Origin of the sequence: Flavobacterium sp. 40-81 (assembly GCF_001898245.1) — a bacterium.
In the GTDB taxonomy this organism is placed as follows: Bacteria; Bacteroidota; Bacteroidia; order Flavobacteriales; family Flavobacteriaceae; genus Flavobacterium; species Flavobacterium inviolabile.
Window position 1 is genome coordinate 101,706 of sequence record NZ_MKTM01000019.1, and the last position, 11,351, is coordinate 113,056.

Annotated in this window: 11 protein-coding genes; 4 read left to right on the forward strand and 7 right to left on the reverse strand. The window is 39.7% G+C overall.

Annotation, left to right across the window (positions count from 1 at the left end; translation table 11 throughout):
- Positions 1 to 101: 101 nt before the first annotated feature.
- The 7 genes from cmk to BGO42_RS06445 form a co-directional block, all read right to left on the reverse strand.
- Complete coding sequence (gene cmk / locus BGO42_RS06415) at positions 102 to 791, reverse strand: (d)CMP kinase (RefSeq protein WP_273246669.1); 690 nt, start codon at positions 789 to 791, stop codon at positions 102 to 104.
- Positions 792 to 803: 12 nt separating this feature from the next.
- Positions 804 to 1,823 (reverse strand): type IX secretion system protein PorQ, encoded by a 1,020-nt coding sequence (gene porQ, locus BGO42_RS06420; protein WP_273246670.1) that lies wholly within the window; start codon positions 1,821 to 1,823, stop codon positions 804 to 806.
- 142 nt (positions 1,824 to 1,965) lie between these two features.
- Positions 1,966 to 4,425 (reverse strand): endopeptidase La, encoded by a 2,460-nt coding sequence (gene lon / locus BGO42_RS06425; RefSeq protein ID WP_273246671.1) that lies wholly within the window; start codon positions 4,423 to 4,425, stop codon positions 1,966 to 1,968.
- A gap of 266 nt (positions 4,426 to 4,691) precedes the next feature.
- On the reverse strand, positions 4,692 to 5,690 hold the full coding sequence (locus BGO42_RS06430) for a DUF6252 domain-containing protein (protein ID WP_273246672.1): 999 nt from the start codon (positions 5,688 to 5,690) through the stop codon (positions 4,692 to 4,694).
- 164 nt (positions 5,691 to 5,854) lie between these two features.
- Positions 5,855 to 6,448 carry a lipocalin family protein gene (locus BGO42_RS06435; RefSeq protein WP_273246673.1) on the reverse strand — a complete coding sequence of 198 codons (594 nt, stop codon included), beginning with the start codon at positions 6,446 to 6,448 and terminating at the stop codon, positions 5,855 to 5,857.
- A 62-nt stretch (positions 6,449 to 6,510) separates the two neighbouring features.
- Positions 6,511 to 7,806 (reverse strand): MFS transporter, encoded by a 1,296-nt coding sequence (locus BGO42_RS06440; RefSeq protein ID WP_273246674.1) that lies wholly within the window; start codon positions 7,804 to 7,806, stop codon positions 6,511 to 6,513.
- 56 nt (positions 7,807 to 7,862) lie between these two features.
- Positions 7,863 to 8,681: a M48 family metallopeptidase gene (locus BGO42_RS06445; protein WP_394353027.1), complete on the reverse strand. Its 819-nt coding sequence runs from the start codon at positions 8,679 to 8,681 to the stop codon at positions 7,863 to 7,865.
- A 180-nt stretch (positions 8,682 to 8,861) separates the two neighbouring features.
- Between BGO42_RS06445 and BGO42_RS06450 the strand changes: the two genes are divergently transcribed.
- Genes BGO42_RS06450 through BGO42_RS06465 form a run of 4 tightly spaced genes read left to right on the forward strand, consistent with a single transcriptional unit; the run spans position 8,862 to position 11,233 of the window.
- Positions 8,862 to 9,722 carry an alpha/beta hydrolase gene (locus BGO42_RS06450; protein WP_273246675.1) on the forward strand — a complete coding sequence of 287 codons (861 nt, stop codon included), beginning with the start codon at positions 8,862 to 8,864 and terminating at the stop codon, positions 9,720 to 9,722.
- A gap of 5 nt (positions 9,723 to 9,727) precedes the next feature.
- Complete coding sequence (gene msrB / locus BGO42_RS06455) at positions 9,728 to 10,195, forward strand: peptide-methionine (R)-S-oxide reductase MsrB (RefSeq protein WP_177734683.1); 468 nt, start codon at positions 9,728 to 9,730, stop codon at positions 10,193 to 10,195.
- The gene (gene msrB, locus BGO42_RS06460) at positions 10,192 to 10,584 is read left to right on the forward strand and encodes a peptide-methionine (R)-S-oxide reductase MsrB (protein WP_273246676.1); all 393 of its coding nucleotides are present in this window, start codon (positions 10,192 to 10,194) and stop codon (positions 10,582 to 10,584) included. Before msrB (BGO42_RS06455) ends, msrB (BGO42_RS06460) begins: the two co-directional genes overlap by 4 nt.
- 4 nt (positions 10,585 to 10,588) lie before the next feature.
- Positions 10,589 to 11,233, forward strand: coding sequence for an endonuclease III domain-containing protein (locus BGO42_RS06465; RefSeq protein WP_273246677.1), 645 nt, complete (start codon positions 10,589 to 10,591; stop codon positions 11,231 to 11,233).
- Positions 11,234 to 11,351 lie beyond the last annotated feature (118 nt).

Consider the following 11,351-nt stretch of genomic DNA (forward strand, 5'->3'; position numbering starts at 1 on the left):
TTTTAAAAAAGCTGGTAAAGCTATTAATAAAAAGAAGAAATCCAAAATAAAAAAAGTTATAAGACAAACTTCATTTATTTCGGATTATAATTTAAAGGTGTTTATTGTGCTAATTTTTCTGCTACCAGTTTTAAAACCAGTTCGAACTGCTCTTCTCTGTTTAAATCAGAGTTGTCAATTTCAAAAGCATCGGCCGCTTTTACCAATGGCGAATCTTCTCTGCTGGTATCAATCTGATCGCGTTCTGTTACATTCTGAAGTACTTCCTGGTAAGTTACCGACTGTCCTTTTCCGGTTAGTTCATCATAACGGCGCTGTGCTCTGGTTGCCGGACTTGCCGTCATAAAAATTTTCAGTTCCGCATTGGGGAACACAACGGTTCCGATGTCTCTACCGTCCATTACTATCGCCTTGTTCTCCCCCATTTTTTGCTGTTGCTCCACCAATTTGGCTCTCACCTGTGAAATTTCGGCTATTTTGCTGACCTGGCGGGATACTTCAAGGGTTCTGATCTCTGTTTCTACATTTTTACCATTAAGGAACATTTCAGCAAAACCCAGATGGGCATTAAACTCAAAATGCAGTTCCACTTCCGGCAAAGCAGCAATAAGTTGTTCTTTATTGAAGTGATTTTCCGAAATTATATTTTGTTGCATGGCAAACAAGGTTACCGCTCTGTACATTGCTCCGGTATCGACATACACATATCCCAGCTCTTTTGCCAGTTGTTTTGCCAGTGTACTTTTTCCCGTCGATGAGAAGCCATCTATTGCTATGGTAATTTTTTTCAAAATGCTTGTATTTTATTGTAAGTTAATCGTAAGTCCGAAAAGGCTGGTATTTCCTGCGGAAGTATAGCGCGAGTAAGAATAGTCGAATTTAACGGTATTGAATCGAAGTCCGAATCCGGCAGAAATTCCGGCAAAGGTTCGCTGATCGGTAATGGACAGCTCTTCACCTCTTCTGAAGTTATAGCCCAAACGGAAATTAAGGCTTTTTCCGGGAAACAATTCCGCTCCGACAATAACGTGCCGCATCGCATTGTTTATAAAAGATACTTTTTCTTCTTTAACTTCTCCGTCAATGGTGTTTTCTGACCTGTTAGGGTTCGAGAAAGCAATATCCCACTGTTGCAAGTTTTCTAAGGTCAGGTGCCACCTGATGGGCACATTTGCCATTTCCTGTGAAATTCCGGCAATGATCTCTAACGGTAATTTTTCCTGCATTCCGGCATAGGTCGTGATTTGTGTTCCCACATTCCGAACGGCCAGTCCGATATTAATATCGTTATCTTCATCTACATAAATAGCGCCGATATCTACCGCTGCTCCAAAAGAGTTATAGCTTTCCAGTGTGGAGGATATCAGTTTGGCACTAGCGCCCACATGTATGTCTGTCCACGGAATATTATAGGCATAGCCGAAAGAAAGTGCAATTTCACTTCCTGTAAAGTCATTGGTACGGGTTCCGCTTTCGTCATATCCTTCAAAGGTTCCGTAATTCACATAGTTAACGCCGGCATGGAAGGTCTGAACGTGCCGGTCCCAGGTATAGGCATAGGCAGCCGTACCATAGGTAACTTCTCCGTAATAGTTCCCGTAATTCACCGAAAGATGATTGTCCATTTCTACATTGATAGTCGCCGGATTGAAGATCGCCTGGTTAACGTCATTATCATATATCGTAACCGTTTTACCACCCAAAGCCGCCTGACGCGGTGAGGTAACTAAATTCAGAAACTGATAGGTATATTTTCCTCCAATCTGCCCATACGAACAGGTACAGATGATAAGAAAAAAAGAAGTCAGTATTTTTTTTGACATTTTAAATGTTCGTTTCTGAATTATATAACGCAGTTGCGAAGATATTATTTTTTTACTTACAGTAAAAAATAAAACAAGAAAGGCATACGCTAATTTTTAAATTAACGTATGCCTTTTATGATGCTTCCGGAAAGGATATCCCTTACTCTGCGAGTAACTTTTTAGCGTGTTTCGCTTTTTGGTCTGTTACGGCAATAGCCAGTACTTCGCTCATTTCTTTCACATAATGGAAAGTCAGTCCTTCCAGATATTCCGGTTTGATCTCATCGATATCCCTTTTGTTTTCATTACAAAGGATGATCTCTTTAATATTCGCTCTTTTGGCTGCTAATATTTTTTCCTTGATTCCGCCTACAGGAAGTACTTTTCCTCTTAGCGTGATTTCTCCGGTCATTGCAATGCTTTTCTTCACGCGTTTTTGCGTAAAGCTCGATACTAAGGACGTTAACATCGCCACACCGGCACTTGGTCCGTCTTTTGGCGTTGCGCCTTCCGGAACGTGGATGTGCACGTTGTAATTTGCAATCACTTCCGGGTTGATGCCTAACATTTCTGCATTGGATTTGATGTATTCCAAAGCAATCGTAGCCGATTCTTTCATTACCGTACCTAAGTTTCCGGTCATCGTCATGTTACCTTTTCCTTTGGAAATAATCGATTCAATAAATAAAATATCACCGCCTACACTTGTCCAGGCCAATCCGGTTACCACACCTGCCGTTTCATTGTTTTCATATTTATCACGTTCCATTTTAGGAGCGCCCAATACTTTTATAATGTCTTCATCGGTAACTTTAATGTTGTATGCTTCTTCCATTGCAATGGACTTCGCTGCATTTCTGACAATCGAAGCGATTTGCTTTTCCAGTCCGCGAACACCGGATTCACGGGTATATCCTGCTGTAATTTTTTCCAGCTGTTTTTTACCGATCACCAGGTCTTTTACTGTAAGTCCATGCTCCTGTAATTGTTTTGGCAGTAAATGCTGCTTCGCGATCTCAATTTTCTCTTCAATCGTATAGCCGGTCATGTTAATCACTTCCATTCTGTCGCGCAAAGCCGGCTGAATGCTGTTCATACTGTTTGAAGTAGCAATAAACATTACTTTAGATAAGTCATAGCCCATTTCCAGGAAGTTATCGTAGAAATCGGAGTTTTGTTCCGGATCTAAAACTTCCAGTAAAGCCGATGACGGATCGCCGTTATGACTGCTGGATAATTTGTCTATTTCGTCTAATACAAATACCGGATTGGATGTTCCGGCTTTTTTAAGACTCTGGATAATTCTACCCGGCATTGCACCGATATAGGTTTTCCGGTGTCCTCTGATCTCCGCTTCATCACGCAGTCCGCCTAATGAGATACGAACGTACTCTCTTCCTAAAGCTTCGGCAATAGATTTTCCGATTGAGGTTTTACCAACGCCCGGAGGTCCGTACAAACAAAGGATCGGGGATTTCATATCGTTTCGCAGTTTTAAAACTGCCAGATGTTCGATAATACGTTTTTTAACGTCTTCCAGTCCGAAATGATCCCTGTCCAGTATTTTCTGAGCATGTTTTAAATCGAATTTATCTTTTGAATATTGATTCCATGGCAATTCCAGGAACAATTCCAGATAGTTGCGCTGAATTGAAAATTCCGCTACCTGCGGATTCATTCGCTGTAATTTTGACAGCTCTTTATCAAAATGCGCTTTTATTTTTTCATTCCATTTTTTAGACTTTGCCTTTTCGCGCATTTCGTCTAATTCCTCTTCATGGGAAACACCGCCCAATTCTTCCTGGATGGTTTTCATTTGCTGCTGCAAAAAATATTCCCGTTGCTGCTGGTCTAAATCAAAACGAACTTTTGACTGAATATCGTTTTTCAGTTCCAGCTTTTGCAGTTCCAGGTTCATGAAACGCAATGTTTCCAGTGCCCGGTCCTTTAAGTCGTTTACAGCCAACAGGTTTTGTTTTTCATTCACCGTAAGGTTCATGTTTGACGAAACAAAGTTGATCAGAAACGATTTGCTTTCAATATTTTTAATGGCGAAAGTAGCCTCCGTTGGAATATTCGGGCTTTCTTTTATAATCTGAATAGCCAGTTCTTTGATGGATTCGATTATCGCATTGAATTCTTTATCCTTTTCGGTTGGGCGCTCTTCCGGAACTTCTTTTATGGTCGCTCTTAAATACGGTTCTTCGGTAGTTACCTCATCGATAGCAAAACGTTTTTTCCCCTGAAGAATTACCGTGGTATTCCCGTCCGGCATTTTCAGTACGCGTAATATACGGGCCACCGTACCCACATTGTGAATATCGGCTGCCGAAGGTTCTTCAACGTTTTCGTCTTTCTGCGCTACTACTCCAATAATCTTGTCACCGGAATTAGCATCATTAATCAGTTTAATCGATTTATCTCTTCCTGCCGTAATCGGAATGACAACACCCGGAAAAAGTACCGTGTTACGCAATGGCAGAATGGGCAGGTCTACCGGAAGGACTTCATTATTCATCTCTTCCTCGTCCTCAGGAGTCATTAACGGAATTAATTCTGCATCCGTATCGATTTCCTGAAGTGACAAATTGTCCAGTGTAAGTATTTTTTGATTTGACATAGTTTTTTTAAGTCATTTTGTCATTAAATAGTGAATTGTGCAATAGTTTTTACAACTATTACACTGATAGTTAACCAATCGTCAGCGATTATCGTTAACTCCCTGTATATAAATCAATCTTTGTGCCATAAAAAAGCCCAAACATTGTCCGGGCTTTTGTATTACTTTATTCTCTTTCTTAATTAAGAATATCGCGATTGCTATTTTGTATCTGTTTCTTCTTTAGCAGGAATACTTCAGATTTTATAAATTCGATCCTATTACTATTATTGATACGTTACATCAAAAGTTCCGTCTGTTACATTATGAGTATCAGGTGATAAAACCGGTAGTGTAGCGACAAAATGGAATGTTCCTTTTATTTTTTTATTTGCTACATCATGACTAATAACAGTCACAGAACCTGAATCGGATGCAAAATTTCCTAACGGACTCATATCCTTAGTATATCTTCCCGAATAATCACCAATCATGGTTAAATTATAAGTTCCTGGTGTTACATTACTTTTCAGAGATAATGCTATGTTTTCAACAGCACCTTTTCTTCCAATAATATTGATTCTATCTGACATAGACATCGCAGAAATATTTGTTGGAGTAAAATTCTGCCCATTTAGTTTTGCAAAAAAAGTATTATTATTTGATGGATTTGTAGGTACATCTGCAGTATATGGAATATTGGTGAACGATCCGTTTGTAAATACTTTTGTTTCTATCGTAACTCCATTGGCATATCTGATTCCTGTAAACTTAAATTTACCCGATATTTTTTTATTCTGTGTATCAATACTGGTTATTATAATTTCAGCTGTATCAGTATAGCCTGGAACATCTGCAAATGCTCCCCATTGATCACTTGCTCCCATATATGGAATACTTCCGGAAGCCTGACTGTATATTAATGCAAAACCACCTTGTACACCTCCTGAATTTTCATCATAATCATCCCAGGTGTAGGTTCCAACGGTTCCTTCCGGTACTGTAATCTGAAAAAACTCTCCTGTTGACTTCATTCCGGTTATAGCAATATAGTCATCATTAACAATTGCCTGAGTAGTATTAGCGGTAAAAGTCTGTCCATCAAAATCTGCTTTAAATGCTCCACTTGTTCCACCACCGGTATTGCCACCGCCAGTATTACCACCTCCTGTGTTTCCGCCATTATTAACTGCCAATGCCGGGTCAATTGACTCTACCTCACAGGAAACAAAAGTAAATGCCGTAAAAAACAAGAAAACCGTTGCTAAAAGTTTAATTTTTGTCATCTTTAATTTGTTAGTTTGTTAAAATTTCGCCAAATATAGCGGTTTATTTCAAATTTTTTTTATTTAATTGAACAAAAATATACGGATATCACATATCTGTTTTTTTAGTGAAAAACACAAAAAAAGCCGCCCTAAAGGCAGCTTTAAAACAGGTATCCTGATTTTTATTGTTTTGTATAGACAATGCTGATAGTCGCTGTCAGGTAAACCGGTGAACCGTCATTGGCAGTACCTACAACCTGTCCTTCTTCAACAGATGCTGTTATCGTACTTCCGGAAACCGTATAATTATCTGTATAGGTTTCTCCTTCATCCGTATACGTTAGTGATAAAGTAGTACCGGTTAAAGTCCACGTACCGGTAAGATTCGGATCGGTAAAGCATTCCATCGTTTCCGTTACTCCGTCAGAAACAATATCAATTCCATTGGAGGATGCCGTAAACGTATTATTGGCATTCAATACTAACAGGCTATTGTTAAAACAGTTTGTTTCATTCATCTGATTGGTTGAAGGTGTGCCGTCTCCATTCAAATCGGTAGGAACAGAAGTATTAAAGGCTGTCATTAAATACGTCCCTGTGATATTGCCGCCACCGGTATTACCGCCACCAGTGTTTCCTCCGCCGGTATTGCCACCACCTGTGTTTCCTCCGTTATTGGTTAGCAAAGCTCCGTCTACCGGCTCTACATCACAAGCAGTAAATAAAAGTCCTCCGGCTATTAATAAGCCCATACCTATATTTCTAATATTCTTCATACTTCAATTTTAGTTAATTACAATATTACGGTTAATTCTTTAGTAACGAAAATTTCTTCTTTTTATTCTTTGGGTACCCTTGTTAACAGGATCAATCCTGCCACAAAAAATACAATTAAAAACAAAATGGCATTCTGCATTTTCCCGGTTATGTCTGCAATATAGCCATATAAAAACATACCGATTACGATACCGATCTTTTCCGATACATCATAGAAACTGAAAAAGGAAGTGGTATCCTGTGTTTTCGGGATAAGCTTCGAATAGGTAGATCGGGATAACGATTGTATTCCGCCCATAACAAGTCCTACACAGCTGGCTGCAATATAAAATTCATTTGGTGTTACTACAAAATAGGCATAGATACAGATCAGGATCCAAAGGAAATTGATCAGCATCAACACCCTGATATTTCCAAACTTCGCGGATGCTTTTGATGTAATAAAGGCTCCGAAAACAGCGATTAACTGAATCAGCAGTATGCTGACAATTAATCCCATTGTTCTTTTTTCGTCACTACCCCAGGCGACTTCTTTTTCACCAAAATAGGCCGCAACAATCATAACCGTCTGCACAGCCATACTGTAAACAAAGAAAGCGCCCAGATAACGTTTTAACGGCTTGATTTCCTTTAACTGGCTCCATACCTTCTGTAATTCTTTGAATCCGTTAAAAATAATCTGTTTCTGAATCTTTTTACCGTTTTTATAATCCGGCAGATAGCGATAAGTATACTGGCTAAAGCCCATCCACCACAGTCCTACCAGCACAAAAGAAAACTGCATTGCTTTTAGCTGGTTTTCAAAGCCGAAGGTTTCAAACTTCATGACCATGATCAGGTTGATGATTAACAATATAACACTGCCCACATAGCCTAATCCATATCCTTTCGCACTGATGCTGTCCTGTTGTTCCGGAAAAGCAATATCGGGTAAATAGGAATTATAAAAAACCAGACTTCCCCAAAAACCAATCAACGCCAGCATGTACGTCAGCAATCCGATGATGATATTATCCAATGAAAAGAAATACAATCCCATACAGGAAAGCGATCCCATATAGCAGAAAAACTTCAGAAAGGTCTTTTTATTTCCTAAATAATCGGCAATACCGGAAAGCAGCGGCGATAAAATAGCGACCACTAAAAAACCGATAGCTGTTATATAGCTGATCAGGGCTTCACTGCGAATGGATAATCCGAAAAGCGGAATTTCTTCTATCTCCTTAATGCGGAAAAGTGCTCCATAATATAACGGAAAGATAGATGATGAGATTACCAGGGCATAAACAGAGTTTGCCCAATCATAAAATGCCCATGCATTTAGCAGTTTCTTGCTGCCTTTTTCAAGATGTATCATAAATAGGTATAAAAAAAGCTGTTCTTTTTGAACAGCTTCGAAGATACTATATTTTTTTATTTAAAAACAACACCAAATTTTTTCGCTTCCGCTTTTGATTGCGGAATTAGATTCCTGATTTCCGCTATACGGGTTTCATTACTCGGGTGCGTACTTAAAAATTCCGGTTGTGCCTGTCCTCCGGAATTAGCCGCCATACGCTGCCAGAAAGCAACAGCGGTATCCGGGTTATATCCGGCAATTGCCATTAAGGTTAGTCCTATTTTATCGGCTTCACTTTCGTGTTTTCTGCTAAAAGGCAGCATACCGCCATATTGTGTGGTTACACCATAAGCCGTCATGGCAATCTGCTGGGTTTCCGCACTTTTATTTCCAACAGCTGCACCCACACCGGCTGCACCCAATTGCTGTAATAAACCGGCACTCATTCTCTGCTGTCCGTGATTTAATAAAGCATGCGCTACCTCATGCCCCATTACCGTGGCCATTCCCGCATCGTCTTTACAAATAGGCAATATTCCGGTGTAGAATACGATCTTTCCACCAGGCATACACCAGGCGTTTACTTCTTTACTGTCTACCAGATTGTACTCCCATTTATAGTCTTTTAAATATCCCTGATATCCATTGGCGTTCAGCCATTTTTCAGCTGCCGCTTTGATTTTCATTCCCACATTTTCAACGCGCTGTACATCTTTGGTACCTTTAACAACCTTATTTTCACTTAAAAACTGATTGTATTGCTGAAAAGAAGACGGATAAATTTCGCTATCCGGCACTAATGCCAAAGTGCTTTTTCCGGTAAAAGGGTTTTTAGCACAGGAAATTCCCAATACCAATAAACCAGCTACTACTAAACGATAATTCATTTTCATAAGGGATACATTTTAAATTTTAACAAAATTAGTGATTCCTGATAAATTAGTAATGAATATCCTAACAAAAATCAAGGCTCCTTCTCTCCGGAACCGGATTTCGTTTCCCTATATTTTAAGAATAATTTATCAATAAAACGACAGTTATAACTTAACTTGCAACTGTTTTAGTATACAAAAATGAAAGAAAATAAACCAAAGCACCAACAATCCGTTAAAATACCCAAAGTAATTCTTTTCACGGCCAAACTATTTGAAAAAGTATCTTCAGATCTGGCAACCCAGTTTGCCATGAAATTGTTTATAACCCCAATCCGTTACAAAACGCCCAAAAGAGAATTTGAAATGGATAAAAACAGCCGCCAGGAATTACTGATGGTTCCTGCGATCCAAAAAGAGGTGATTTTGTATCACTACGGTTCTTCCGATAAAAAAGTCTTATTGGTTCACGGTTGGAGCGGACGCGGTACGCAATTGGTAAAAATAGCCGATGAGTTACTAAAATCCGGTTATGCAACGATTAGTTTTGATGCACCCGGACACGGAAAATCGCCCGGAAAAACCAGCAATATGAAAGAATTTATTGCTGCAATATTAGAGATTGAAAAACAATACGGGCCGTTTGAATATGCCATCGGGCATTCCTTAGGCGGGATGTCGGTAATGAATGCCATCAAACAACAACTGAAAGTTAAAAAAGCAATTATCATTGGCAGCGGTGATATTGTAAAAGACATTATGGACGATTTTATCCTGAAATTGGGTTTAAAAAAGGAAATCAGCCAGCGAATGAAAGCCCGGTTTGAACACAAATTTGGCGAAACCATGGAAAACTTTTCTTCGTATATAGCAGCAGAGACGGCTACTATTCCGGTATTAGTGATTCATGACGAAGACGACGATGATGTTCCGGTAAAAGCGGCACACCACATCTACAAGCATTTAAAAGACGGACAGCTCATGATTACCAAAGATCTGGGTCACCGAAAAATATTAGGCGATAGTAAAGTCATTAAACGGATTATGGAATTTTTACACTAAAGGTTATGAAAAATCTAATTTATGTTATCGCATTGTTGACTGCTTTTTCCGGTTTCGGGCAAACACCGGGTAAAAAGTTCAACGTCCAGAAAACAGACAAAGAATGGAAAGCACAGCTAACCAAAGAAGAGTATGAAGTACTGCGCAATAAAGGAACCGAACGTGCTTTTACCGGAAAATACTGGAATACTTTTGAAAAAGGGAAATATGTTTGTGCAGCCTGCGGCCAGGTTATTTTTAATTCCAACAGCAAATTCAAATCCGATTGCGGCTGGCCTTCGTTTGATCAGGCCATAAAAGGTTCGGTTATTTACCAGCATGACAATAGTTTTGGTATGGACAGAACCGAAGTGTTGTGTGCCAACTGCGGCAGCCACCTGGGGCACGTTTTTGATGACGGTCCGGCAGCGACAACCGGAAAACGATTCTGTACCAACTCTGTATCCATTAAATTTATACCTGCAAAAAAATGAGTTATCCGATAAACAAATCCGAAGAACAATGGAAATCCGAATTGGGCGAAGAACGTTACCGCATTCTTCGTCAGAAAGGAACGGAATATCCGCATACCGGAAAATACAACCTCCACTTTGAAAACGGTACCTATTGCTGTGGTGCCTGCGGTGAACCGCTTTTTGAAAGCGATTCTAAATTTGATTCGCATTGCGGCTGGCCTTCGTTTGACGAATCCATTCCCGGAAAAGTAGCCTATATAAAAGACGTTTCCCACGGAATGATCCGTACTGAAATTTTGTGTGCCAATTGCGGCAGCCATCTCGGACATGTATTTAATGACGGTCCGACCGAAACGGGAATACGTTACTGCGTCAATTCGCTTTCTATCGATTTTAAAGAGGAATAAATCCATGGACTTATTTAGTGATTCCATAAGCTGGGCCGAGAAATTAGCACCAATCATTACACAGTATAAAGACCGGAAACATCCCCTGGAATACCAGAACCTGTATCAGTTGGTTATTATGGTGATATTATCCGCTCAGGATTCGGATGCCAATATCAATAAAATAGCACCCGTACTTTTCCGGCGATTTCCCAATTTTGAAAGCCTTCAGGATACCACTCATGACGATTTATTTCCATATATCAGCGGTGTCAGGCATTTCCAGATGAAATCCGCATGGATACTGGAAACGGCACAACTCATTAAAACTGATAAAGACATTCCGCTTACAATGGAAACCCTGACCCAGTTGAAAGGTATCGGAAGAAAATCGGCCAATGTGATCATGAAAGAATCCTTTGTAAAACCGGCTGTTGGTATTGTTGTGGACCTGCATGTACTGAGAGTTGCCCCGAGAATCGGGCTTATTCCTGCTACAAAAGACGGCAATAAAGCCGAAAAACTGCTCATGCAGCTGTTCCCCAGGACGCTATGGGAAGATGTTGGCATGTGTATCTCTTTTTTAGGAAGGGAGATCTGCCGGCCTACCAACCCGAAATGCCCCGGCTGCTTTATTAATGCCCATTGTCATTATTACAATAATAACTAATTATAAATGAGTCGTCCTAAAATAGGTTGACAGATTTTAGAATAAAAATATATTAACCAGTCAGGCTTACCTGGCTGGTTTTTTCATGTATAAAATTAGGTGTTTTCATCATTAAACT

Excerpts from the sequence above, each read along its gene's own strand:
- porQ (WP_273246670.1), bottom strand. The coding sequence starts at position 1,823 with ATGTCAAAAAAAATACTGACTTCTTTTTTTCTTATCATCTGTACCTGT.
- lon (WP_273246671.1), bottom strand. The coding sequence starts at position 4,425 with ATGTCAAATCAAAAAATACTTACACTGGACAATTTGTCACTTCAGGAA.
- BGO42_RS06430 (WP_273246672.1), bottom strand. The coding sequence starts at position 5,690 with ATGACAAAAATTAAACTTTTAGCAACGGTTTTCTTGTTTTTTACGGCA.
- BGO42_RS06435 (WP_273246673.1), bottom strand. The coding sequence starts at position 6,448 with ATGAAGAATATTAGAAATATAGGTATGGGCTTATTAATAGCCGGAGGA.
- BGO42_RS06440 (WP_273246674.1), bottom strand. The coding sequence starts at position 7,806 with ATGATACATCTTGAAAAAGGCAGCAAGAAACTGCTAAATGCATGGGCA.
- BGO42_RS06445 (WP_394353027.1), bottom strand. The coding sequence starts at position 8,681 with ATGAAAATGAATTATCGTTTAGTAGTAGCTGGTTTATTGGTATTGGGA.
- BGO42_RS06450 (WP_273246675.1), top strand. The coding sequence starts at position 8,862 with ATGAAAGAAAATAAACCAAAGCACCAACAATCCGTTAAAATACCCAAA.
- msrB (WP_177734683.1), top strand. The coding sequence starts at position 9,728 with ATGAAAAATCTAATTTATGTTATCGCATTGTTGACTGCTTTTTCCGGT.
- msrB (WP_273246676.1), top strand. The coding sequence starts at position 10,192 with ATGAGTTATCCGATAAACAAATCCGAAGAACAATGGAAATCCGAATTG.
- BGO42_RS06465 (WP_273246677.1), top strand. The coding sequence starts at position 10,589 with ATGGACTTATTTAGTGATTCCATAAGCTGGGCCGAGAAATTAGCACCA.